The 24779-nt window shown below is 40.4% G+C and carries 27 protein-coding genes and 2 riboswitches; of the genes, 9 read left to right on the forward strand and 18 right to left on the reverse strand.

Annotated features, from left to right (window positions below; all coding sequences use genetic code 11):
- Nucleotide 1: 1 nt before the first annotated feature.
- The 4 genes from ybaK to L3V42_RS09700 form a co-directional block, all read right to left on the reverse strand.
- Nucleotides 2–475, reverse strand: coding sequence for a Cys-tRNA(Pro) deacylase (gene ybaK / locus L3V42_RS09685; RefSeq protein ID WP_235762392.1), 474 nt, complete (start codon nucleotides 473–475; stop codon nucleotides 2–4).
- 233 nt (nucleotides 476–708) lie between these two features.
- A complete protein-coding gene (locus L3V42_RS09690; protein WP_235762391.1) occupies nucleotides 709–1731 on the reverse strand; it encodes a proline dehydrogenase family protein in 1023 nt (340 codons plus the stop codon).
- Nucleotides 1732–1902: 171 nt separating this feature from the next.
- Nucleotides 1903–2214: a YuiB family protein gene (locus L3V42_RS09695; protein ID WP_235762390.1), complete on the reverse strand. Its 312-nt coding sequence runs from the start codon at nucleotides 2212–2214 to the stop codon at nucleotides 1903–1905.
- A 361-nt stretch (nucleotides 2215–2575) separates the two neighbouring features.
- Nucleotides 2576–3796 (reverse strand): NAD(P)/FAD-dependent oxidoreductase, encoded by a 1221-nt coding sequence (locus tag L3V42_RS09700; RefSeq protein WP_235762389.1) that lies wholly within the window; start codon nucleotides 3794–3796, stop codon nucleotides 2576–2578.
- A gap of 392 nt (nucleotides 3797–4188) precedes the next feature.
- Between L3V42_RS09700 and L3V42_RS09705 the strand changes: the two genes are divergently transcribed.
- On the forward strand, nucleotides 4189–5217 hold the full coding sequence (locus L3V42_RS09705) for an NAD(P)/FAD-dependent oxidoreductase (RefSeq protein ID WP_438822753.1): 1029 nt from the start codon (nucleotides 4189–4191) through the stop codon (nucleotides 5215–5217).
- 43 nt (nucleotides 5218–5260) lie between these two features.
- On the opposite strand, the gene L3V42_RS09710 is transcribed toward L3V42_RS09705, so the two are convergent.
- The 3 genes from L3V42_RS09710 to L3V42_RS09720 all read right to left on the reverse strand — a co-directional run bounded on the left by L3V42_RS09710 (nucleotide 5261) and on the right by L3V42_RS09720 (nucleotide 6740).
- Complete coding sequence (locus L3V42_RS09710; protein ID WP_235762387.1) at nucleotides 5261–5953, reverse strand: Crp/Fnr family transcriptional regulator; 693 nt, start codon at nucleotides 5951–5953, stop codon at nucleotides 5261–5263.
- 38 nt (nucleotides 5954–5991) lie between these two features.
- Nucleotides 5992–6348 (reverse strand): HesB/IscA family protein, encoded by a 357-nt coding sequence (locus L3V42_RS09715; RefSeq protein WP_235762386.1) that lies wholly within the window; start codon nucleotides 6346–6348, stop codon nucleotides 5992–5994.
- Between the two features lie 71 nt (nucleotides 6349–6419).
- Nucleotides 6420–6740, reverse strand: coding sequence for a YuzD family protein (locus tag L3V42_RS09720; RefSeq protein ID WP_235762385.1), 321 nt, complete (start codon nucleotides 6738–6740; stop codon nucleotides 6420–6422).
- A gap of 165 nt (nucleotides 6741–6905) precedes the next feature.
- Between L3V42_RS09720 and L3V42_RS09725 the strand changes: the two genes are divergently transcribed.
- Nucleotides 6906–7130: a NifU family protein gene (locus L3V42_RS09725; protein WP_235762384.1), complete on the forward strand. Its 225-nt coding sequence runs from the start codon at nucleotides 6906–6908 to the stop codon at nucleotides 7128–7130.
- Nucleotides 7131–7179: 49 nt separating this feature from the next.
- On the opposite strand, the gene L3V42_RS09730 is transcribed toward L3V42_RS09725, so the two are convergent.
- The gene (locus tag L3V42_RS09730) at nucleotides 7180–8151 is read right to left on the reverse strand and encodes a YutH/CotS family kinase-like spore coat protein (protein WP_235762383.1); all 972 of its coding nucleotides are present in this window, start codon (nucleotides 8149–8151) and stop codon (nucleotides 7180–7182) included.
- A 91-nt stretch (nucleotides 8152–8242) separates the two neighbouring features.
- Between L3V42_RS09730 and L3V42_RS09735 the strand changes: the two genes are divergently transcribed.
- The gene (locus tag L3V42_RS09735; RefSeq protein ID WP_235762382.1) at nucleotides 8243–8755 is read left to right on the forward strand and encodes a phosphatidylglycerophosphatase A family protein; all 513 of its coding nucleotides are present in this window, start codon (nucleotides 8243–8245) and stop codon (nucleotides 8753–8755) included.
- A gap of 30 nt (nucleotides 8756–8785) precedes the next feature.
- Here L3V42_RS09735 and L3V42_RS09740 read toward each other — a convergent pair whose 3' ends face one another.
- Together L3V42_RS09740 and L3V42_RS09745 are read right to left on the reverse strand one after the other, a co-directional pair.
- On the reverse strand, nucleotides 8786–9418 hold the full coding sequence (locus L3V42_RS09740; protein WP_235762381.1) for a helix-turn-helix transcriptional regulator: 633 nt from the start codon (nucleotides 9416–9418) through the stop codon (nucleotides 8786–8788).
- 11 nt (nucleotides 9419–9429) lie between these two features.
- Nucleotides 9430–9870 carry a DUF86 domain-containing protein gene (locus L3V42_RS09745; protein ID WP_235762380.1) on the reverse strand — a complete coding sequence of 147 codons (441 nt, stop codon included), beginning with the start codon at nucleotides 9868–9870 and terminating at the stop codon, nucleotides 9430–9432.
- Nucleotides 9871–10582: 712 nt separating this feature from the next.
- Here L3V42_RS09745 and L3V42_RS09750 point away from each other — a divergent pair.
- Nucleotides 10583–12016, forward strand: coding sequence for an amidase (locus L3V42_RS09750; RefSeq protein WP_238471883.1), 1434 nt, complete (start codon nucleotides 10583–10585; stop codon nucleotides 12014–12016).
- Nucleotides 12017–12076: 60 nt separating this feature from the next.
- Here the strand turns inward: L3V42_RS09750 and L3V42_RS09755 are convergent, their stop codons facing one another.
- Nucleotides 12077–12352, reverse strand: a complete 276-nt coding sequence (locus tag L3V42_RS09755) for a YutD family protein (RefSeq protein ID WP_235762378.1) — start codon at nucleotides 12350–12352, stop codon at nucleotides 12077–12079.
- A 124-nt stretch (nucleotides 12353–12476) separates the two neighbouring features.
- Between L3V42_RS09755 and L3V42_RS09760 the strand changes: the two genes are divergently transcribed.
- Together L3V42_RS09760 and L3V42_RS09765 are read left to right on the forward strand one after the other, a co-directional pair.
- The gene (locus tag L3V42_RS09760) at nucleotides 12477–13022 is read left to right on the forward strand and encodes a YhcN/YlaJ family sporulation lipoprotein (protein ID WP_235762377.1); all 546 of its coding nucleotides are present in this window, start codon (nucleotides 12477–12479) and stop codon (nucleotides 13020–13022) included.
- Between the two features lie 5 nt (nucleotides 13023–13027).
- Entirely contained in the window at nucleotides 13028–13990 is a 963-nt protein-coding gene (locus L3V42_RS09765; RefSeq protein WP_305082619.1) for a M23 family metallopeptidase, read from the forward strand.
- A 43-nt stretch (nucleotides 13991–14033) separates the two neighbouring features.
- Here the strand turns inward: L3V42_RS09765 and L3V42_RS09770 are convergent, their stop codons facing one another.
- The 6 genes from L3V42_RS09770 to L3V42_RS09795 all read right to left on the reverse strand — a co-directional run bounded on the left by L3V42_RS09770 (nucleotide 14034) and on the right by L3V42_RS09795 (nucleotide 20430).
- The gene (locus tag L3V42_RS09770; RefSeq protein WP_235762376.1) at nucleotides 14034–14141 is read right to left on the reverse strand and encodes a methionine/alanine import family NSS transporter small subunit; all 108 of its coding nucleotides are present in this window, start codon (nucleotides 14139–14141) and stop codon (nucleotides 14034–14036) included.
- On the reverse strand, nucleotides 14141–15685 hold the full coding sequence (locus tag L3V42_RS09775; protein WP_238471884.1) for a sodium-dependent transporter: 1545 nt from the start codon (nucleotides 15683–15685) through the stop codon (nucleotides 14141–14143). The genes L3V42_RS09770 and L3V42_RS09775 overlap by 1 nt, the downstream gene beginning before the upstream one ends.
- A 219-nt stretch (nucleotides 15686–15904) precedes the next feature.
- The gene (locus tag L3V42_RS09780) at nucleotides 15905–17458 is read right to left on the reverse strand and encodes a Na+/H+ antiporter NhaC family protein (RefSeq protein WP_238471885.1); all 1554 of its coding nucleotides are present in this window, start codon (nucleotides 17456–17458) and stop codon (nucleotides 15905–15907) included.
- 134 nt (nucleotides 17459–17592) lie between these two features.
- Nucleotides 17593–17768: riboswitch (Lysine riboswitch) on the reverse strand.
- A gap of 42 nt (nucleotides 17769–17810) precedes the next feature.
- The gene (gene yunB, locus L3V42_RS09785) at nucleotides 17811–18590 is read right to left on the reverse strand and encodes a sporulation protein YunB (protein ID WP_238471886.1); all 780 of its coding nucleotides are present in this window, start codon (nucleotides 18588–18590) and stop codon (nucleotides 17811–17813) included.
- A gap of 58 nt (nucleotides 18591–18648) precedes the next feature.
- On the reverse strand, nucleotides 18649–18957 hold the full coding sequence (locus L3V42_RS09790) for a YunC family protein (RefSeq protein ID WP_156856698.1): 309 nt from the start codon (nucleotides 18955–18957) through the stop codon (nucleotides 18649–18651).
- 69 nt (nucleotides 18958–19026) lie between these two features.
- Nucleotides 19027–20430: a bifunctional metallophosphatase/5'-nucleotidase gene (locus L3V42_RS09795; protein ID WP_238471887.1), complete on the reverse strand. Its 1404-nt coding sequence runs from the start codon at nucleotides 20428–20430 to the stop codon at nucleotides 19027–19029.
- 377 nt (nucleotides 20431–20807) lie between these two features.
- Nucleotides 20808–20921, forward strand: a riboswitch (SAM riboswitch).
- Nucleotides 20922–20996: 75 nt separating this feature from the next.
- Here L3V42_RS09795 and L3V42_RS09800 point away from each other — a divergent pair.
- The 3 genes from L3V42_RS09800 (at nucleotide 20997) to L3V42_RS09810 (ending at nucleotide 23988) form a co-directional block, all read left to right on the forward strand.
- Entirely contained in the window at nucleotides 20997–22118 is a 1122-nt protein-coding gene (locus L3V42_RS09800; RefSeq protein WP_238471888.1) for a methionine biosynthesis PLP-dependent protein, read from the forward strand.
- Between the two features lie 114 nt (nucleotides 22119–22232).
- Nucleotides 22233–22727, forward strand: a complete 495-nt coding sequence (locus L3V42_RS09805) for a DUF3231 family protein (protein WP_235762370.1) — start codon at nucleotides 22233–22235, stop codon at nucleotides 22725–22727.
- A gap of 46 nt (nucleotides 22728–22773) precedes the next feature.
- Complete coding sequence (locus L3V42_RS09810) at nucleotides 22774–23988, forward strand: MFS transporter (protein WP_235762487.1); 1215 nt, start codon at nucleotides 22774–22776, stop codon at nucleotides 23986–23988.
- A gap of 51 nt (nucleotides 23989–24039) precedes the next feature.
- Here L3V42_RS09810 and L3V42_RS09815 read toward each other — a convergent pair whose 3' ends face one another.
- A complete protein-coding gene (locus L3V42_RS09815) occupies nucleotides 24040–24750 on the reverse strand; it encodes a YqjF family protein (protein ID WP_238471889.1) in 711 nt (236 codons plus the stop codon).
- Nucleotides 24751–24779 lie beyond the last annotated feature (29 nt).

A 24779-nucleotide genomic window follows, 5' to 3' on the forward strand; every position in this document is an offset into this window, starting at 1 on the left:
GCTACTCTGCTCGTAGATCAGCATACGTTGCTTCTGTCATTGTTCTTAGGTCTTCTGGCGAGAGTTCGACTTGAGAACCGCGTTTTCCTGCCGAAATGACGAGATATTCCAAACCTTTAGCTTCGGAATCAATGTATGTCGGATAGCTTTTCTTCATGCCAATCGGCGAGCAACCACCCCGGATATACCCTGTCGTCTTCTCTAAATCTTTCATCGGCAACATGTCAATCTTTTTATTGCCACTTACTTTGGCGAGTTTTTTCAAGTTCAGCTCATCTTGTGCGCTAATCACGACAACGACTGGGCCCGTTTTATCCCCGACTGTTACGAGTGTTTTAAACACCTTCTCGAGTGGAATATTCGTTTGACTTGCAGCAGTTTCCGCATCGAGGCTATCTTCCTTCCAAGCATACTCATGAATCTGATAAGCAACCTTTTCCTTATCAAGCAAACGATGAACATTCGTCTTTTTCATCCAATCACTCTTTATTCGTTTTTCTACTAGTTTAGCACATTCAAGCTAGAAATAATCAAAAAAAACGGGAAGATCATCGTCTATCCCATTCTGCTTTTTTTAATGAATCATTTAACTGCCTAGCTACTGTTACTACTTCGTCAAATTCCGCTTCAACTTCAGAATCATGCTTATATATTATTCGGCTTACTACAATCGCAGCAATCTTTGTTAAGATAGATTCCGGGAGTATTTCATAATTGTTTCAATTTTTTGTTTTTTCGACTCCTTCTGCCTACAAAAAATGCAAGTGCTGCAACTCCGGCTGCCCCTGCCATGACCGCCCCTGTCTTCAATCTGTTATTCTCCGTATAGAGAGTATCTTTAAGCACAAGATTAATATTTTGCGGACGTTCTGCTAGCCGGCGCATGAAATACCCATACCAATCATCGCCAAACGGAATATACGTACAGAAATGATAACCTTCTTCAGCTAATGCATATTGCATCTCGACACGGAAGCCATAAAGCATCTGGAATTCAAATTTGCGTTTATCAATTTGATGAGCTTCTACATATTTTTTTACCTGATTGATTAGATGATGATCATGGGTTGCAATCGATGTAAATGCTTCCCCCTGCAATCTTTCTTTCACCGTTTCCATGAAATTCGCATCAATTTCTTCTTTAGACTGATAAGCCACATCTCCAGATTCTTTATACGCTCCCTTTACGATCCGTAATCGAACATTTTCAAGATCCTTCAAGTCATCAAGTGTACGGTATAAATAGGTTTGTAACACGGTTCCGATATTTTCATACTCTTTATGAAGTGCTGTTACAATATTAAGTGTCGGCTGGTAATGAATATACTTCTCCATATCGACATTTACGAAAATATTGTATTCATTTGCTTTAACAAGGATCTCCCGCATGTTGTCCATACAAAAATCTTGATCGATATCAAGGCCAATTTGAGTTAACTTTACTGTTATATGACCATCCAGCTTCTTCTCGTGAATATATTCAACGACTTGAAGAATCTGATTTTTAGCTGCTTCAGCTTCTGACCTGTCAGATACGAATTCCCCTAAGTTATCAAGTGCTACAGAAATGCCGCGCTCGTTTAATTCTTTTACTCTTTCAGCAGCACGGGGCAAATCCGTCCCAGCTACAAATTTCTCTGCACCAAGCCGCAACCCCCATCTTTTTGCATTGTTATTCAGAAATTGATTGTTTGATAAAGCAATGAAAAAATCTCGAGTTAAGTTCGCCAATGTACATTTCTCCTTTGTATGTCATTCCTAGTATGCAGGGTGAGTCCTTTATTTGAAAGCGTTTTAATTAAAGGGTAAATTTTTTGGAAATGCTATTATCCTTATTATAGCAAAAATAAAATCCACAGCCCAATATAAAATGACTGTGGTTTTTAATGTTGCGTATCATTTTTAAAACATCCGATACCCGCTTCTTCTTAAAATACGAATCGTAAAGCCAGAAGCAATTGTACCTAGAAAACCGGCACCCATAATGACATAGTCAGCTAATTTCAAAGCCGCAAGCGTATCTCCCAATAGTTTAAAAGATTCCGCCGTGTTCGTAAAGTAATCAAAAGTAGAAATGCCATCTATCATCATTATTGCAACAATTGGATATAGAATTGACATGAGCCAAGTTCTTCTTAAAAGCATATTTAAAATAAAAGCGATACCAAAGAAAATGACAAAATATAACATAATGGAAACTACTAGCTGTATCAATGATGTGACTCCCTTCGCTTCGTTAACTAACACCCACGCTTATTTTATAATAAATAAAACAAAGGCGCAAGCGCCCGTTTAGCGACGTACAAACTGTGCCTCCCAGGATGGGAGGTAGTTCGATGTTGCCCCAGGAAGGGGCGAACTTAATCGAACCTCCTTTTTACCGGAAGGGAGATAAAGGAAACTCAGGCGAAGAGAGTGAGTTGATGTTAACTTTCACCGCAAGGGTATAAGGGCGACTAAGCCTCACAAAGACCAAACGGCTAAGTCTTCTTTATCGATTGGAGGAGTGTAAAGTTTGATAGTCGCTGGGCGCTGGAGCCAGACGATGAAAAAGCAAAGACATATAGCCTCTGCTTTACGTATGGAAGATATTAAATCTGCCCTTTTTCATCAAGAGATAGATTCCACCTAATTGCAGCAGATATCGGTTTAACGAGAGTTTCTTCATAAAAGTCGCTTTCCAGCCAAAATGCTTCTTCCCATTTAATGATACAGCCACCCCATCCGAGGAACCGAGCGAAGCAATGATTGCCTTTTTTTCAGATTGAAAGTGCTGTAATGCTTCTTCATTAATCTGTGCCTTAATATTCCGTGCTGCAACTACAGCAGAAGCAATTGCTGTCTCCGCATTTGCAGGGCATGGTCTTCCTGTCTCCGCATTGGTAATTAGGGCACAGTCTCCTAAGACATAGACATTCTCATACCCTGGGACACGTAAATCTCTGCTTACTTCTACTTTGCCGTTTACCGTTGGGATGCTCGAATGTTCAAGGAGAGAATTGCCACGAACGCCAGCTGTCCAGACAATTGTTTTTGCCGGTATTTCGATCTGTTTTCCTTCTTTTTCATACATGACCCGATCATGCTTCGACTCGACAATTCTAGCGTCCGTAATAAATTCCACACCTCGGGATTCAAGAGAATTCATCGCATAGTTTACAAATTCTTGTTCACATCCTGGTAGAATAGTAGATTCACATTCTACCATAATGATACGGACCTGCGTTCGGTCCACATCATATTCACCACCGAGTTCAGGTATTCGGTCGGCAAGTTCACCTGCATATTCGATTCCAGTGAAGCCTCCTCCAGCAATAACAATATTAATTCGTGCCGCATTCTTTTCTACCTCATTTGCATACTTAGCGAAATTATATTCCAAATGCTCTCTTAATACTCTGGCGTTATTTAAATTTCCAATTGGAAAAACATGTTCATTTAAATCCGGATTTGTGATTGCTTCCGCTTCAAATCCTAGACCAATAACAAGGATATCATACGAGATCTCCTGATTCAGAAGTTTTACTTTTTTATTCTTTTCATCAATCATCGTCACTTCATCGATTACAAAGTTAATTTTTTCTTGATTAATGATATCGCGGATTGGAATCATCGTTCGTTCCGGCTTTAGAGATCCTGCTGCCGTTTCATGAAGCCATGTCGTTTGATAATGATAATCATGTTTGTTCACGAGCGTTATATTCGCTTCATTCTGGTGCAATATTTTCTGTAATTTAGTTGCAGTTGTGAGACCACTATAGCCTGCTCCTAAAATTACAATATGTGGTTTATACATCTTTTAAAACACTCCATTAGCCTTAGATTTGCTCAATTATTTTGCATGTTTCCCGTTATTAAGTTGGCTATTTTTGTTTATCCCGGTGTAACCGTCCGTAGAACTCCCGCCTCAAAACTTTAGGGTCTTCGAGAAAGTTTAGATGGGAAGAAACGTGAGCTAACAGCTAAGTTCCATTCAACTAACAATCAGTTAGAGATAAAAAACCCCACTGATTGAAGTTTCCCTTTATGTGAATCACATCATAAGATTATAACATAATTGTAATGAAAATAAAATATAATGTTACACGATTGTTACAAAGCGTCTATCAACCGCTAAATGTGATACGTTTTTTCCTTGATAATGAGCTAGATAGTTACGATTCGATTGCGATTTATGGTAGGATAAGAATGTTGATAATTTTAGTACAGAGAGAGGGAATACTGTTGTCTGAAGAACTTTATGATATAACGATAATAGGTGCCGGACCAGCAGGGTTATTCACTGCTTTTTACGGAGGCATGCGTCAAGCGAAGGTAAAGATTATTGAAAGTTTACCGCAAATCGGTGGACAGCTTGCAGCCCTTTATCCGGAGAAATATATATATGATGTTGCTGGATTCCCAAAGATTAAGGCAGTTGATCTCATCGATAATTTAGAAAAACAGGCGAAGTTCTTTAATCCTACAATCGTACTCGATCAGCAAATCGAAACGATGGAACGGCTCGAAGATGAAAGTATAAAGCTCGTCAGCAAGAATGGGGACGTCCATTATACGAAGACGATGATTATTACCGCTGGCAACGGAGCATTTACTCCGAGGCGTCTAAATATCGATAATAGTGAGGACTTTGAAGGTATTAATTTACATTACCATGTTCCCGATATGAATCATTTTAAAGATAAAAATGTCGTTATCCTTGGTGGCGGAGATTCTGCTCTCGATTGGAGCCTAATGCTAGAAAAAATTGCAAAAAGTGTAACGCTTGTCCACCGCAGAGATCAATTCCGTGCTCACGAGGCAAGTGTGGAACAGCTGAAAAATTCTGCTGTTGAAGTCATTACACCATATGCAGCCGAAGGGATAACAGCCGCTGAACGAATCGATTCACTAACACTGCAGGAAGTACGTGGTGAAAGTAACATTACGTTGGATGTGGATGAGGTCATTTGTAACTATGGGTTCATTTCTTCTCTTGGGCCAATTAAAGACTGGGGACTGGAAATCGAAAAGAATAGTATTGTCGTCAATACGAAAATGGAAACAAACATCCCTGGTGTATATGCAGCTGGTGATGTGACGACCTATGATGGTAAAGTTAAATTGATTGTAACCGGTTTTGGTGAAGGACCTACGGCTGTTAACAATGCGATGCGCTATATGGATCCAAAAGCCCGCGTTCAACCAAGACACTCGACTGATATGGCCATTTTTTAAACAATAACGGAGCCCAATTTCTAAACAAAGCGGGCCCCGTTTTTTATGCTGGTGCAATTACTAGCTTCAGTGCTTCCAGATTCATTATTTTAATTTTTCGGTGGCCATCTTGCTCAATCCATTTATTTGTCTGGAAGGTAGATAACCGTCTGCTGACCGTTTCTTGCGTAGTCCCTAAATAAGATGCGAGATCCTTTTTACTCATCGGAAGAACGATGTCCAGTTGCTGGTTCTTTTCTGCAAGCTCGACTAAATACGTAGCAATTCGCATTTCAACATCTTTCGAACTTAACTCTCCAATAAGCTTCTCCGTCTGATCTAGACGCTCACTGAACTGCTCTAATATTTTCAATGCAATCGATGGATGTTCTTTCATTAAGAGTTGCATTTCATCACGGTGAATGGCGCATATTTCCGATTTCTCTATTGCTTCTGCATAGCTATCCATTTCCTTCTTCGTAAAAATCGCCATTTCTCCCATGAACTCACCAGGTTCCAAGATACGTAATAACTGCTCTTTACCAGATTCAAAGATTTGATAAATCTTTACTCTGCCCTGGTGAACGATGTACAAGTAATCTAATGGGTCACCGTCATGAATAATGATTTCCCCTTTCCGATAATTCCTATGGGTACTTCGTTCGGCAATTTTTACCATTTCATCATACGTTAAATGGTTGAAGAACGGAACTTTCGCGACGCAGAGTCTGCTCGTATCTATATTTTCTTCTGTCATCTGCCTTCACCTGCTTCTTAGTCATTCAAGGTCCATGCTTAACACTTCTCAACTGGACCATCATACTCTTTCGGCCGGAAAGATGAACCACAGCCACAGGAGAGCACAGCGTTCGGATTATCGATACTGAATCCTCCACCCATTAGATTCTCTTTGAAGTCAATCTTCGTTCCTTCAATAATAGGGATATCTTGGCTGAACAAGACGACTGGAATTCCATTTATTTCTTTCACAACATCTAATTCTTCATTGATTTCTTCATCAAAGCCTAAGGAATAGGAAAGACCACTGCAGCCTCCACCTTGCACACCAAAACGAAGGCGTACCCCTTCCTCTTCATCCTGCATCATTTCTTTAATTTGAACACTTGCCCTATCCGTTAATACGATAGACATATGTTTTTCCTCCTTTGGCATCGCTTTCCCTTTATTATACAAATGAAAAATAAGTTTATCAATCGTTCTGTTTATCCCATTAGGCCTTTTTCTTCCAATGATTGATAAATTGTTTTCAAACGTGGAATCCCTTCCGCCACCAAGTCTTCGTTTACAAATACAATGGGCCAGAACAAATCCTCTTCAATAATTTGCTGCACAAAGTCCTGGTGTTTCTTTTCTGTCTGTGGTTCATTAATATCCACATATTCATATGTTATCGCATCCGTTTCGTATTTCCGGCCTATTGCAGCTTGCAGCCACTCATACGTATCTATTGAACCTGGTGCTCCTACACAACTAGCACAAATTTGTTCAGCTCCGTAGATCGTGATTTTAATTTTTTCCCTCATTGGCCTGCCTCCTTCTCCTTTTGATTTATATAAAAGAGTTTCTTTCATTTTACAAAATAGGAAAGCAAAGGTACAATATAATTAACCGATAGGAAATTTTAGTTTCATCAATAGAATTACCTGCAAATCCGTTTTATACTAGAATTCGAAAGGGGGATGTGATTCATGCATGAGCAAGTACAAGAAGTTTTAAACAAATTACGTCCATTTTTACTCCGTGACGGTGGAGATGTTGAATTAATAGATGTGGATGAGGACGGTATTGTCCTGCTCCGTTTAATGGGTGCTTGTGGCAACTGCCCGAGTTCTACTATTACATTAAAAGCTGGGATCGAACGCGCTTTAATGGCTGAAGTTCCAGGCGTTAGAGAAATTGAACAAGTATTCTAATCAGGCAGCGAGTTATAGCTGCCTCTATTCTTTTTATGTTCCCATATTATCATGAAAGCCAGTCTACCTCAACAAGCTCAAATGCTCCTTTATCGATTTCCATCTTTTTGTAAAAATTGTTTAACCGCTTTTCATATCTTTCCTGCAACCTAATCATCTGGTGCAACGCAGCTTCGCCTCTTTGTATATCCCCTCCGCTCATCAACTGCTCCACCGTATCAAAGAAATGAATTGGAAATAGTAAACGTGCGTAAATTAGCCTCCAGCTAAATACAGACAGCGGTCTAATGGTCTGGTAATCTCTAATAAACGCATGTATAAAACTGTCTGATTGCCCGCTTAAAAAACAATTACGGATAAATTCAGCTATATCTCTTGCTGGATGGTCAAAGCCGAGCTCATCCGGCCAAATTACTTCACGTTCAACTTGATTATTGAACCGAAGAAAAGCAATCGTTCCCTGATCGACTTCTGTATAACGCGTTTCATTTTCTTCTGTTTCCCTCAGGTATTGAATCGCATTTTCACTCATACCTATAATATAGGGTAAACAATCAAAAATACGAGGCTGTGCCGTCTCCTCTTCCATGAGCTGAAAAGTTCGTTCTTCAAATAAATTCAGCTTATCTATCCAGAGCGTTTTCCATTCTCCATAACTGGAAATTGTTTGAGGCTCATAATAATAATCAGACCCTACCTCATGAAATAATGCCAGGCTTCTGCCCAAGCTTGCTTTTTCCATATTCCGGTCCGCCACTTGGTAAATTAAGTACGAATTTGTTTGATATTCTGTAAACCATTCATCTTTCATATTTTTAACAGGAAGTGCAATATGCCGGTAACCATTCTCCATTAAATAGTAAGCGAGTACCGCTTGTTCCATCTGAATCATTTCGAGATTCCGGGATTCCATGTTAAAATAAACGAAACCATCTGCAAGAAATCCAGTTCTTCCATCAATCACCATCTTTTCTTCCGGATGTACTTGATAATAATCAGTTAAAAGGTCACGAAAAGACAAGTTAAGTTCCCCCTCTTCAAAGAAATGGATATACTAAGACTATATGAATGAGAAGAACTTAATTTAACTACTATTTGAAAAAGGTGATAAAATGAGTAAACATGTAAAGTTAAGCGATTTGGAAAAAAAAGCAAGACAGCTTCTTGAAGAACGCGGGGTAAAACTTGATGATATTGCGGAACTTGTTTATTATTTACAATCAAGTTACCATAACGAATTAACAATGGATGAATGCCGTTTCAATGTAAATCGTGTGCTTTCTAAACGCGAAGTGCAAAATGCTGTCATTACCGGTATTCAACTGGATGTTCTAGCAGAGAAAAAACTGTTGGACGAACCATTACTCGAAACAATCGTTACAGACGAAAGCCTATATGGCATTGACGAAATTATTGCCCTTTCGATTGTAAACGTTTATGGTTCAATCGGTCTTACAAATTATGGTTATATCGATAAACAAAAACCAGGAATTTTGAAAGAGCTGAATGACAAATCATCTGGAAACGTCCACACCTTCCTCGATGACATTGTCGGTGCAGTCGCGGCTGCAGCATCAAGCAGACTCGCCCATTCTACTGTCGACCCAGAGGATTTAGTGGACTGATTTACTTCATAAAAAAAGATGATTGTTTGATCAATCATCTTTTTTTGGTGCTTTTATCACCCATCTGCAAATATGCGATCCAGTTGTTATATACTCTTCCGGCACGACGTTACTTTCATGGAATAACCGATTATACATTATCTTTTCATTAGAACAGACTTGCTGGTATGCTTTTGCGATATTAACAATCGGGCAGTTATAATTCGTTAATATATAATCTCCATCCGACGTTTTTTCTACCTCTATCATGTATCCGACGTTATTCTGCGCCTCGACGAGATGATGCACTTTTTCATCAAAATCCTTTCCATCAAGCTTCGTAAGTAACTCGTCCTCTTCCCTTTCCATCCGTTTATCTAACAATGCTGTTACCAATTCTGGACCTTGGAGTTCCTCGAGATCGTGCAATAATTCAACTGGTAATTGTTCATATTGATTCGGAAACTGACCATGTCCCTTTTCCGTGAGTTCATATGTGTAAAAAGGGCGGCCAATTTTTTGCTTATGCTTTCTTTTCTTAATCAGCTCTTCGCTTTCAAGTTCATGAAGATGTTTACGCACGGCAGGTTCTGAGATTGTAAAAAACGCCATCAATTCATCCATCGTGACTGCTTTGTTCTTTTTTAAAATCAAGATAAGCCTTTCCTTCGTCGTCTTTTTCATCTCCATCACCTTTACTTATCTTTTAAAAAAGCATTTGCGACGCCAAGTTCGTTCTTCAAATACGTTTGAATATAAGAGCTGAAGTCTTTAAGTACAGGTAGACTGCTCGTAATCGTTTCATCCATCTTCGTCCCGTCTACTTTCACATAATCCGTAACAAGATTTTTTCGCAACGAAATAAATTCCTTATAAGCTGTTTCTTGCTCTGCAGGAATTACTTTTTCATCGATAAGGATATCAATGATGTCTTCATAACTTCCCGGATCACGCATGATAAACCCGTCAATCATCATATTCCCAACATCAAGTAAGGATTCGATTAAAACATGAACAATTCGCTCTTTGCCAAGCATCTCGATTCGTGATTCAAATACTTCATTCTCTAAAAGTTCAAGCAAATGTTCCATATATGTTAAATTTTCTTCTATCTTTCTCCGATCAACAAAATACATGAAATGTACCCCCAATATCCATCTTCCACTCCAATCATACCACATAAAGTATGATTTTGGAGAAAATACATGCTATAGTTAATGTAATACACTAAACTTTCGTACCTAAAAACCAAAACAGATCAACCTTATAATCCTTTCATTCAGCGTAAGTGTCCAAACCCGAAACTCTCTTCTAGGATCCGCAGTCCAGACACCTTTCGCACCTGCTAAGCGGCCGGCAAGCCTCCTCGCGATGAGCACTAAGGGGTCTCGCCAGGTTTACCTCCAAACAGGACGTTCTAATGCCGGCGTTGGTCACAGGACCTGACCGTTCTTAGCCGGCCTCCCGCAGGAGTCTCGAGGTGTCTGAACTGCTACCAGGAAAGGCCATATTTGGATCACTGTTTAATGGGCTGGAAAGATATTATCCTTATTGTAGCGGAATAATTTCTATTTAAAATAATCATCTATACCAGTTCAGTTGCCCGGTGGACGGTGACTCCTGCGGGAACAGAGCCTGGAGACCCCTTAGTGCTCAGCCCGAGGAGCTCTAGCCGTGCCCAAGGGTGCGCATCCGTCCACCGGGCAACTGAACGGCGGTTAGAGATTCTACCAAGAGAACGTGCAAAACACTTACGCTGAATGAAAGTGAATTTACTTGAACTTACAAAGATATATTAGCTATTGTAAATTGCGGAAGTTGTGTGATACATATCTGACAGAGGGGGAATTGAAAATATCTACTGCGATATTGGATTTAGATGCAACTGCACTTGCTGAGATGTTGAAAAACGGAACATTAACAAGCGAGGAAGTTGTAACAACCTACATCAATCATATCAAAAAAGTAAACCCTCCAATTAACGCATTAGTAGAAGATCGCTTCGAGGAAGCAACAATTGAGGCAAAACAGTTTGACGAAGCAAAAGTCAAGGGTAAAAGATTGAATGGAAAGCTTGCTGGTGTACCAATTAGTGTAAAGGAAGCATTTCATGTTGCCAATATGAAAACGACCGGCGGCCTTGAACATCGTCAAGATTTGATTGCCAGGGATGATGCGAAGGCGATTGAGAAACTGCGCAAGGAAGGTGCCATTATTTTAGGAAAAACGAATACCCCTGCCCTTTCTTATTGCCAAGAAACGGATAATAAGCTCTATGGGCAAACAAATAACCCTTGGGATATCAACCGGACGGCTGGGGGTTCCAGCGGTGGTGAGGGGGCTTTGCTTGCTGCTGGTGGGGCAGCAGTAGGAATAGGCTCTGACATTGGTGGATCGATTCGTTTTCCATCACACTTCAATGGTGTCGTCGGTTTTAAACCTGGTATGCACCAAACCACTTCTGATGGGCATTATCCGGAAACTGCTCACCCATTACAGCAACGAATGTTTGGAATCGGGCCGATGGGCAAGTCGGTAAGGGATATGGAGCTGATGAATCAGATTCTTACAGGTACAAGTTCGAAAGTAGTCTTTTTAAACGAATACAAAGTAGAAATCCTATTCGAACAAATCAACTATCCATTATCGGAAAGCACAAAACGCATCATTCGGGGTATTGAGGATTTCCTCCTGCAGCTCATTCATACAAAACGAGGTGTGCCGCCTTTATTTGAAGAAAGTGCCCAGCTTTGGCAGGAAATGATGTCCATCGATGGAAGTGCCGCCATTGAAAGGGAGGCCTTTAGCAATGATCGCTCCCCGCTCATCCGCTCCTACTTAAAGGAACGATTGACGAACCGGACGAATGTGCATCCTTATCTTTCTTGGGCAATACTCGGTTCGAAAATGTTCAAACCATCAAAAAAACGGACTCGAGAAATAAATGAACTCATTACCCGTGGCGACAAATGGCTAAGCGATTATTTAACCAACCGGCTGCTCATCTTTCCCGTCTACCATACTGGTGCACCGCTACATGGCCAAGTATTTAAAGAGATTTTCTCCATTCGCAAAACCTTTTTAGAATATATGCCATATGTAGCTTATGCAAATGTATGGGGACTACCATCCCTTACATTGCCTGTTGGAAAAGATGAAAACGATATGCCTGTCAGCATTCAAATCTTGAGTGCGGTTGGAAACGAAGCTGCTATCTTCCGCCTCGGCTCCATTATTGAGAAGAAATTCCATGGTTATACACGTTGTAGAAGATTTGATTAAATGAATGGAATAAGAGTATATTGCCGACTCCTTTCTAAGTGACAGAAAGGAGTGTTTCGGTTATTTCGTAACCTTTTTCAAAACAAAATAGGCACAACCAAAATTACAATGTTCCAATAAGTAATCCTGAACCGTACTAAATTTGGAATCAACCGGGGCTTTTGCGTTCCGGTCATGATAAAATCCCTTCATCCGCAGCTGTTCATATCCCCAATCTCCGACGATATAATCATACTTTCCTAAAATATCCGCGTACCTGTCCCGAATTGCATCCTCTTGAAATCCTTCTTTAAAATTTTCTATCAGTTCATAATGCTTACCATTTAGTTCAAACACTTGCTACACCCCCTATTTGCCTTCCATTAGTTTACCATATGGCTAACAGAAGTGAAATATTTGTATGTATGTTTTCTCTCCATTAAACCAAACTAAAACACAAATGGAAATAAGGAGAGAAACCATGAAAAAACTCATTCTAATCCATATGCTACTCGGGATTGTACTATATGTTGCTAGTTGCGGGCAGACGGAGAACACAAATGAACAACTCGATATACTTAATCCAACAAATCGGGAAGAATCGGTGAATGAAGAACGGCGCGCCAAGTTGGGTTACGTCAGGTATACAAAAGAAGAACTTGCCGTAAATGAAGATAACAGTGAATTCACGATGGACCGGGAACAAATGGCAAATATAATTACAAGAACCATCATTAAATCCGGTAATTTCAATGAAGTAGCTTCACTAGTAACCGACCGGGAAATTGTCATCGCATACGATAAACATGATGATCTCAATGAAAATGAAGCTACAGAAATTGCTAAAAAAACTGCTCGCTCCCTACTGCCAAGCTTCTATAAAATATATACGACAGATGAACCAGCTCATATGGATGTTATCCACAGCCTGCATTTAGAACAAACAAATAATCAAAGTGATCTCCAAGTAATCGAACAGATCATTCAAGGACTAGAAGATGATAACGATGAACGAGATGGGAGGTGACATGCTTGTTCTCTAAACAACTGGCCATATATGGTTTCAGCTTCATCTTATTTTATCTGAGTGCGATATTCGTTCAGGCAGAAGAAACCTCCATTTATACAGAACGGATGGCTCTTTTTAAAAAAACCGAAGCACTCACGCAAATCCCTTGGTATTATCTAGCCGCCGTTGATAATTACGAACGGAATAAAAAAACAGCCAGTGAAGATGAACTGCTTATTTCAATAACATTTGATGAAGAGGTTTGGTATGGAATTGGAAATTACCCCCAAAATCCAAGTTCTGATATCATTCACTTATTCGGTGGTATCGGATTGGACGGGGATGGAGATGGCTTAGCAAGTCAAGATCAAGCAGAAGATCTCCTTTATACACTGGCAAGCTTTTTGCAACAAGAGGGACCAACACGGGATGATATTAAGATTGGTCTATGGAAGCTTTATGAACGTGATTTATCGGTTAAATCCATCATGAATACAGCCAAAGTTTTTAAAAACTTTAATGAAATAAATTTAGCTAATCGGGATTTTCCAGTCGATACCAATTATAATTACAGTTACCGGAACACATGGGGTGATAGACGCGGGTACGGTGGGCTAAGAATACATGAAGGTACAGATATTTTCGCGGATTATGGTACACCAATAAAGTCTACAACATACGGTGTTGTGGAAATGAAAGGCTGGAACCGCTTTGGCGGCTGGCGAATTGGGATCCGCGATATTTATAATATTTACCATTACTACGCTCACATGAGCGGGTTTGACGACTCCATTGAAATTGGAACGGTAGTCCAACCTGGGGATATACTTGGCAGTGTAGGTTCTAGCGGATACGGTCCTCCCGGAACATCCGGCAAGTTCCCACCCCATTTACATTACGGAATGTATAAAGACGACGGCTATAAAGAGTGGTCCTTTGATCCTTATCCTTATTTAAGAAGATGGGAACAGATGGCGAAAGACTAAAGAGGTTGGGGCACGAGCAAATGCTCTCCCAGCCTCTTTAGAATTAATTCGTTTTTTCCTTATTGCGGAATGCATTCCAGATACTCGCTGCTAGTCCTCCCCATAGGATGGTAATTCCAATAATCATTACAATAATCGCTGAAGCACTCATTATTTTGCCTCCCTATCATCAAAGTAGTTCTCATCGTTATTGATTTCAGTGTTTCCCTTCCACTTTGCCAAAGACAGAAGGATTCCAATTACTAGCGTTGCGGCCGCAACAACCCAGCCTCCAAAGAATATGAACGTATCCGTATATCCTTCATAATTTCCGCTCGGGTTATCAAAAAGTCTCATCAGATTTTGTTTAAATAAACCATACATCATATATCCCATTACAACTGGCGTAATCATCGTTAAACTAATCGTCCACCACGAACCGAGCCGGATATCTGATATTGGGTCGGCATGGTCTTTCAATGTTTTCAACTTTCGCAAAATCCATGCAATCAGGACAACTTCCACTAAGCCTAGTAAAGCTACACCGAATTGATTAATGAAGTAATCTACAACGTCGAGGAAGTATAAGCCGCCTTGAGAAGCGAAGAGCAGTGAAATAATCGCTGCTAGCCCTCCACCGAATAGAACAGCTTTTTTACGTGAAAAATTAAATTTATCCACCATTCCTGCAACATAGGTTTCGGTAATCGATAAGAGTGAGGTTAACCCTGCTAAAGTTAAAGAAATAAAAAACAAGAGGCCAAATAGTTCGTTCATGGCTGGAAATTCATTAATGATCGCTGGAAAAGCAACAAACGCAAGGCCAACTCCACCATCAACTACCTCGTCAATCGATACACCAGCCTGGGTAGCCATAAATCCGAGGATACCAAATACACCAATCCCAGCTAATAATTCAAATCCGGAGTTCCCAAACCCAACAATAAATGCATTATTTGTGATGTCAGCTCTTTTAGACAAATAACTAGAATAAGTGATCATAATGGCAAATGCGATGGATAAACTAAAGAAAATTTGTCCGTAAGCTGCGATCCAGACATCCGGAGAAAAGAATTGACTAAAATCAGGTTTAAAAAATGCATCCAATCCGCTTAAAGCTCCTGGCAGCGTGACGGCACGGACAACAATGATAAGAAATACAATAACAAGTGCTGGAATGAAAATTCGATTCGCCAACTCAATACCTTTACTGACTCCACGATATAACAAGAATAAGACAAGCGCCCAAACAATAAGAAGCGGAAATAATACACTTGGAACCATACTCCCTATTTGACCAGGAGTTTCAGCAAGCTTTAAATATTCACCAAATAAGAATCCTCCTGTATCATCCCCCCAGGCTAGAGATAATGAGAAATAGGAGTAAGAGATTGCCCAAGCGATGATGACAGAATAATAAGTTGAAATAATAAATGCAACAAGCACGCCCCACCAACCGATAAACTCTGCTTTCTTATTCATTCTCCGGAACGTTAACGGAGCTGAACCACGGTAGCGATGACCCATCGTGAATTCCATAATGAGAATTGGAATACCCGCAGTTAACAGAGCAAATAAATAAGGGATAAAAAATGCACCACCACCGTTTTCATATGCAACTGCCGGAAACCTCCAAATATTCCCCAAACCAATCGCCGATCCAACTGCAGCTAAAATAAAACCAGCCCTTGTTCCCCATTGTGAACGTGTTTCCATTTTTTTACCCTCCCTTATCCCCGCAAAATGTAATCATGAACATTTCGCGGTTATATTTTTAGTTTTTTCAGATATTTTATAATTTTATTATACTCCCGTCCCATCTCCTTTGTCAAAAAGTATTTTATACACTTATACATATTACGATTGCTATGGTTTTAGACATCTCGACAACAAATAAGCGTATCCTTTATCACGTGAAAAAGGATACGCTTTTTATTAAGCTTCTCTAATTGAATTCTTGCGGTGGATAATCAAGCCAATTAATACAATTGCTCCTAATGTAACGATTAATGGCAGAACGACCATATCGAGTAAACCCATGAGCAGGAATCCTAATACCGATACACCAGCAGCAAGTAATGCATACGGCAGCTGCGTTAAAACGTGATCAATATGATTTGCTCCAGCTCCAGTCGCAGACAAAATCGTTGTGTCCGATATCGGTGAACAATGGTCTCCGAACACAGCACCAGCTAGCACGGCTCCAAGTGTCGGCAGGAGTAAAGCAGGATCAATAACCATCACAACTTCTGCACCAATCGCAAGCATAATCGTAAATGTTCCCCAAGAAGTACCTGTTGCCAGTGCCATTAAGCCAGAAATAATAAAGAATAACACAGGGAGGAACATGGAATTAACATTCGCACCGTGAAGCAGCTCTGCTAAATAAGTCCCCGTTTCAAGGGATGAAATGATTGAGCCGATCATCCATGCGAGAATTAAAATATAGATCGCTGGAAGCATCGATTTCATTCCTTGAATAAAGATATTCCCAATATTCACTTTTGGAGCTTCATGCATCAAATGTAAAACAAGTGCGAGCAAAACAGCTATTGCCCCTCCAATAATGAGAGACAGATTCACATTCGTATTCGCAAACATGGAAAGAAGTGTCACACTGCCCTCTGTTGCGATTGCCCCGGTAATTAACATGGCTGATACAGTCGCTACAACAAGCACAACAATAGGTAATATCAGATGATACACCTTCCCTTTTGGATGAGCCTCAATTGTATCACCTAAGTCACCAGGGACCTTGCTATTATTTGGATCAATCAATTCGCCTGATTTCATGGCGCGCTTTTCATGTACACGCATCTGTCCAATGTCCATTTTTAAATAGGCTACAAGGAAAACGAGTAAGATTGCTGACAATGCATATAAGTTCATCGGAATTATTTTGATAAATGCTTCCATCGGCTGAATACCCGTGATACCATTTGTCGCAAAAATGGAGCCTAACAAACCAATAATAAATGCACCCCAACTTGAAATCGGCGACAGCACAGTCATTGGCGCAGCGGTTGAGTCAATCAAATAGGCTAATTTCGCACGGGATATATTTTGCCGGTCCGTTACTGGTCTTGCGATCTGTCCAACTGCTAAACTCGCAAAGTAATCATCAATAAATATAATAACACCGAGACTTCCGGTCATAATCTTTGCACCTGCACGAGTCTTCACTCGTTTTAACATCCATTCTCCAAAAGCCCGGCTACCACCTGAGCCTTGAAGGAAGGCTGTCATTATTCCTAAAAGCAATAGGAATCCAAGCAAGTATAGATTATCAATATTAAGAGCACCTTCATCAACAAATATTTCATAGAATACGAGCCATACTTCCTGCAAGGAGTCTATAATGTTAAATTCATGTATGAAAAAGGCTCCTAATACAATTCCTACTCCTAAAGAAAGCAAAATTCGTTTTGTCACAATTACTAACACTAACATAACAAGTGCAGGAATCAGAGAATAAAAAGTACCTACCATATCGTTTTTCCTCCATTAAATAAATTTCGCAGCATAGAGTACAAATTGAACGAATGGAAGGCACATATTTTACATAAAAAAACAATGACAGAAAATAACCATCATTGTTCTTCCACAATATACGTTATCCTCCTTCGATCAGTAGTTCTCCATGCAATACAACAGCATGACAGTATGCCCCTTATTCAAAGACATACCAGCAAATAATAAGTTGACGCTTATTACGCTTCGGCAAACAATCCTTTCACTAACAATCATCGTTGTCATTCTCCTGTTGGCTACTCATATTACTTGCACCTCTACCTCACCGATCAAAAAGGCGACTATTCAGTTCTGAAACTACTATACTAGATTATTCCGCGTTCTGCAAGTCACGACCTATCTCATCCCTTGGAACAGCAATCGATGGTCCGCTATTTCCTCCATAAAAATCTGGTACATCCCCGAGTATCGCCCCCCCATCAATATAAATTTCAGCAGTTACCGTTGTCACATCGGAAGTAAACGGGATAATAACTTGCACATCTGCTTCTACTGTCAAATAAAAAGAAATCCATACCCCATTAATCCCGAATTCTGTTTGTTCCCTTGTAATATCCGTTCGTACTGTTCCAATCACTTCCAAGTTAATTGGTATTCTCGGCCCGAGATTAGCTAAAACGGTGTTCCCGGTAACTTGCCCTAAAGGGATTTCCACTAAGGTAGGATCATCCAAAATGCGATCCGCCGCCCCTTCCTCAAACTCGAAAGGTTCCTCGTCCTCATGAAATATCGGATCTCCTCGATTTAAACGGTGAAAATATTCCTCCACCCGATTGGTCGCATTTCGATTTATTTCACCAATTGCCGCTGCATCCGGGGAATAGGCGGCAACATTTCCATTATTATCATATGTAATATTTGCTATATCAGAAAAGTCATAGTCCTCCGTGAAACTAACTGCACGATTAATCGCCCGGGTGGCGAACTCATTCGTCTTTTCCGTTGCAATCTCCATCAATGTCGGCTTAATTCCTTTATCAATGACCATGATGCTGACAAGAATGGATATTGCAAAGATAATCACCGTGAGCAGCAAAATAATTTGCGTTGGAGGTGAGCCAAATTTTCTAGGGATACGTCTCTTTCGCATGTAAAAACCCCCTCACATCATGCGTATGCATCAATATGAGGGGTTAGACTTGCTAATCTTATGAGATGAGAAGGAGAGCTTCTCTTCCTGTCATTCCTTCTCTCCAGCCGTATTCTTTTGAAGCATCTGTAATTTTTTCGAGTGGAGCAGCAAGTAATTGATCAATCGTCCGCACGCCTATTGCTCTCCCAGCAATCACTTCTCTTTCTCGCAGCTTCGGAATCTCATTAAAAATATCCACATCCAGCGCAGCACACATAATATAGCCGACTTCGTTTGAAACCGTGAGTAATGTCGTCTTTGGCAGTTCGACACTTACTGCTGTGAACTGCATTCCTTCAATTTCAATTGGATTAACCGTGATCATCTCCGGAGGCCTCCTTTAGTTACATAATAAAGTATGCAAAAGAAGGCTCCCCTGTCACTGGCATCAATTTCACGCTTGCGGTGTCTTATTCTTAAGCGTATCAAGTAGTAAATCCCGCAAAAACTCAGGTAAGAAATACTGTTTCATTTCAGACTTAGCAATTTCCGGGAGCAATCGCCCGAAAGTAAATGTATCAGCAGTAGCGATGCAATATGTTTTCTCTTTCTCCACGGCTGAGCCATCCTGAAACATAACCCCGGTCACCGCCTCTCTCCCGTTTGCTCTTATCGTTGTTGAAATGGATAAGCCAGAGAAAAGCATTCTGCCAATCACTTTCCCCCTGAAACCGAACCCTTTCAATTGAATCTCCATAAAATCTTTCTGCAAGGAAGCGCGGATCACTTCAATTAACTCATCTCCCCGTAGATGTACGACGACCGGATTGATTGGATGCGGGCAAATCCGATGGATATCACCATAAGTTACCATTCCTTTCGGTAATCCATCCAGTAATAACCCTGCATTTAATAAGGAAGCATCAGCGTCTGTCCATTTGCGGACCGTTTCCGTTAAGTCTTGCATCATTGGCACATCATGAAACCAATCCGTTTCAAATCCCTCTTCTAAATAGACTACCTCTTCCTCCAACACATTACCCGCTTTTGCAGCGAGTTCATCAAGCAATATACTCGTATCCTCATTTTCGGAATAACTGGAAACATCTGTTGTATAAGCCTCTTTATGTGTAAGCTCTCTTTTATCATGATCATAAGTTAAAATCACTTCGCCAACGTACATGCAATGCTTTCCGGCTGCAGTTAAAAGACTGTTGTTCACGTACTCACCCGTCCGTAACAAATGATGGGTATGACCACCAATGATAACATCGATATCCGGAAACTTCCGCGCTATTGCCTCATCTTCACTAAGTCCTAAATGGGATAGAAGGATAATAATATCTGTTTTTTGCTTTAGAGAATCCAGTTGTTTTTCCAATTCTTCAAATGGTGAAGTTAAATGCCAACCAAGCAGTTGATAAAAAGCATTAAACGGGGCAGTTAATCCAATCAGTCCAATTCGCACCCCCGATTCAGTCCGAAGAACCTGCGTATCATGCAACCAATCTGGAGGATGCTCTTCTTTATGTTTCAAATTCGCACAAACTACTTGAAAGTCCGCTTCATCATATAAATGATATAAGTCGTCATGAGAAAGTGTTATTCCTTCGTTATTCCCGAGTGTAACGGCATCATAGCCGACTTCATTCAAAAGCTCCACATTCGCCTTCCCCATAGAAGCTTCTGATATAGGATGAACTCGGTCCATATGGTCACCGATATCAACTAGAAAGTGGGCATCTCCTCGGGTTTGACGACTGCTCTTCATATCTTTTAAATAGCCAGCCGTCCGCGGCCATTGATTGAAATTACTATGCAGATCATTTGTATAGTAAAAGTATATTTTTTCCTTCATAAATCTTGCTCCTTAACCTAATCCTTCCATAATCATGCAAATAGGGTAAATACAGTCACTAAACTAATAACATAACACATTAATGAATTTCATAATACGTATTTAATGCTTCACCATCACCATATGTAGTTGAGTTGGTTCGTTCCCAACTACATATGGTGATGGAAAAGCCGACTTTGGTAATTATGAAATTCATTCACATACTAAAAAATATCCTTACCATTTGTTTAGCTTTTTTATTTTCCTATAACTATATCAGCGATTTACCGGGTTGCAAACTATTTTGCATGCATTCTGTCATTATTTTTTACTTTTCTTGCATTTACCAACGATTTGTACTAAGATGTATTCAATCCATAACAATTGTATAGCATTATTTCTTATCAAGAGAGGCGGAGGGATTTGGCCCGTTGAAGTCTCAGCAACCAGCTTAAACACATGAGCATGGTGCTAATTCCAATTGACGGTTCTTGCCGTCTTGAAGATGAGAAGAGTGTACTTGTGTAGATTCCGAGGCCTTCTTCTTAGAGAAGGCCTCTTTTTATTATGAAGAATAGGGTGATAAAATGACAAAGCAAAAGATTGAAAGCCGTTTAGTTCAATTAGGAAATCGTTCAGATGAAAGAACAGGAGCAGTAAGTACACCAATTTACTTATCGACTGCTTATGAACATCAAGGGCTCGGAGAATCAACGGGATTTGATTATAGCAGGACGAAAAATCCGACAAGGCAAATTCTTGAAGATGGCATTGCTGATTTAGAAAATGGTCATGCAGGTTTTGCCTGCAGCTCTGGTATGGCTGCAATTCAACTAGTCCTCTCCTTGTTTAACTCTGGGGATTCCTTAATATTTTCAGCAGATGTTTATGGTGGGACGTACCGTTTGTTAAAGCAATATGAGGAAAGATACAATATAAAAGCAAGCTATTCTGATTTCACACCGACCGATGCTATTGAAGCGCTGATTACAAAAGATACGAAAGCTATTTTCATTGAGACTCCCACAAACCCATTAATGCAGGTAATTGATATTCCAACATATGCCGAACTCGCTGAAAAGCATGGGCTGCTATTTATTGTTGATAATACATTTTTAACACCATATCTGCAGCAGCCATTGGAACTCGGTGCTGATATAGTCATTCATAGTGCAACGAAATATATTGGTGGACATAATGATGTATTGGCAGGGTTAGTCGTTGCGAAAGATGAAAATGTTTCTGAATTACTTGAAACGAACCATAATGCTGCTGGTGGAGTGCTTTCTCCTGCTGACTCTTATTTAGTTGTTAGGGGGCTAAAGACACTCGGAATCCGAATGGATCGTCATGAGAAAAACGCAAAAAAAATTGTAGAATATCTAGAGAGGAATGATACTGTTCGGAATGTTTTATACCCAGGTATTGGTGGGATGCTTTCCTTCCGGTTACATGATGCGAATTTAATCAACCCCTTCCTGCAAAACTTGCGGTTGATTACGTTTGCGGAAAGTTTAGGAGGAGTGGAAAGCTTCATTACATATCCAACAACACAAACACATGCCGACATGCCGCTTGAAGACCGGCTCAAGCGCGGGGTAGACGATCGCCTCCTGCGCTTTTCAGTTGGCATTGAACATGTCGACGATCTCATCAGCGATCTTGAGCAAGTATTTCGCAAAATTAATCGTAACCCTATAACGAATTGAAATGCATCAAAAGTTGGGACATGACCCTTTATATAGGGTGTGTCCCTTCTTTATTTTCTTGGATAATATTCGCTGAATGGAGAGAAACTATGCAGGATAGAAAGGAGGATTATAATGACTGCACGAAATAAAGCGAATGAACCGTTCCATTCAGGAGAAGTGTATCATTTATGGAATTATTTATATCATACAAAGCATCTCCTCGTTACAATGCAAGTGCTAATCAACCATACAGGAGATCATGATTTAAAAACATATGGTGAAGACTTGGTGGAAAGCTGCCTTATTCAAGAAGAACAGCAAGTTGAGGGAATATTAAAAGAGGCTGGTATCCGCTTGCCACCCGCACCACCGGACAGGCCGAATGTAGAGGTGGAAGATATTCCTGCTGGAGCAAGATTTAATGATCCGGAAATTTTCACATTTATTCATAAGGAACTGATGTCTTTAAGGTCTAATAGCAGTTATCTGATAAGCATCGCTATAAACGAAGACATTCGTTCTATGTTCAGTGATTTCCATGGTCAACAAGAGGAATACGAACAAAAAATACTGGATATTGCAAAGGAAAAAGGATGGCTCGTCCTTCCACCAATTAATATCAAATAGAGTACGCGCAAGGAGTGCACAAACGTTGAGAAAAACGAATAAAGGAATGACAATACTAGCCGTCGGGTCTGTTCCGCTCATGATGACACTTGGAAATTCCATGCTAATCCCCGTTTTACCGGAAATGAAGTCTTCACTCGGCTTATCGCAACTCCAAGTAAGCTTAATAATTACTGTATTTTCAATTGCCGCAGCAATAATGATTCCGATTGTCGGTTATCTGTCTGACCGTTATTCTCGGAAAATCATTATGTTACCATCCCTTATCCTTTTTGCCTGTGGCGCTTTACTTGCTGGCATTGGGGCTGCCCTGTTTGATTCCTATGCTTGGATTCTCGTCGGCCGGGGCATACAGGGCATCGGGGCAGCTGGCTGTGCACCGATAGCAATGGCTTTGATCGGTGATTTATTTAGTGGAGGAGAGCGTAGTCGGGTTCTTGGAATTTTTGAAGCGTCCAACGGGCTAGGTAAAGTGTTATCTCCCATTTTTGGTTCACTGCTCGCTTTAATCGTCTGGCACGCTGTATTCTTCGTTTTCCCAGTTCTAAGCTTGATCGCAGCAGTTTTAGTTTGGATTTTTGTAAAAGAAAAGAAAAATCGGCAGGCACCTCCCCCGTTTCGCAAATATGCTCGGGGACTTCTCAGTGTGTTTAAATTGGAAGGCAGATGGCTCCTTACTGCCTACCTTGCAGGTGGAACTTGCTTGTTTACGCTGTTTGGGATTCTTTTTTACTTATCAGATGTATTAGAGACCACCTATCATATTGATGGCTTGTTAAAAGGACTTATCCTGGCAATTCCCCTTCTCGTAATGGTGAGTACGTCTTATTTAACAGGGAGCAAGATAGGCAGCAATCTCGTGCGAATGAAACGATTTTCAATCATTGGCCTCCTTTTTATGACGATATCTTACAGTTCGCTGATTTGGCTTACAAGCCTTGTCCCATTCCTATTTGGTCTTGCTTTAAGCAGTGTGGGGGCAGGACTGACCTTACCCTGTATGAACAGTCTCATTACCGGGGCAGTCGGAAAAGAACGGAGAGGGTTCGTTTCCTCGTTATATGGTTCTGTACGTTTTGTTGGTGTCGCTCTTGGGCCACCAATATTCACTCGATTAATGGAATGGTCAAGAACCGGCATGTTCACAACAATTGCTGCCTTCACTTTTCTCGTTGCTTTACTCATTCTTTTTCTCATTCACGTAAAAGGAAAAGACGGGAAGATAGAGCCGAAAAAAGCATTTCGCTATACGTATGTATAATTCTATACGAAGCACTGCCCCCTTTCTCCAGCAATCTAAAGGGGGCATTTTTTATATTTCTTCCACTTTCTTTACTTGATAAGCATATACCTTTTTCTTCTTTGCATAATGAAAGACTGGACGGTGAGCTGTCACCTGCTTTAGAAAATCTGGCAACATCGCTTGTTTGGAAAAAATGGCTTCTGCATCATACAATTCCCATGGTTCATGATTGATAGTTCCTCTATATAACGAACCATCTCGCTCCGTCCAAAAAATATATCTTTCCACAAGCCAGTAAGCAAGACTTCCAGTGTCTGGCTTATACTTCCGGGAAACTGACCGGTACTTTCCAGTAAAACCGATGTGTGGCTTCCCTTTGCTCTTCGTTTCAAAATAAATCCATCCATGTCTTCTGCTCATACGAATAGTTGCATATCGGTACGGTGCTGATAAAAGCCGTCCACCAAGAACGGTCAGCAACTGATTCGTATCCAGGCTGAAAAAATAAACTCCCGTCTCTCCATTTCTTCTTACATATGTCCGCACATTCAATTCCAATGAAGAATGAAGCAAGGGAAGCGGCGGAGTAAAAGGAAGACGCATATGTTTGATCTTAAAAGGGATAATTGAAATCCAAGCTTCCCCATCATACGTGTCCAGCTCTAATCCATTCGGAATTTGCCCACGCAACTCTTCTTGCGGGACTGGTATATGCATAAAAAGCAGATGATTCCAGGTTTGGGTCATTATCCAAGTGTTCGTTCGTAAGTTGTGAATCATATCCACCTCCGATTGAATATACTTGTTAT

It is taken from the genome of Oceanobacillus alkalisoli (genome assembly GCF_022213125.1).
In the GTDB taxonomy this organism is placed as follows: Bacteria; Bacillota; Bacilli; order Bacillales; family Amphibacillaceae; genus Oceanobacillus; species Oceanobacillus alkalisoli.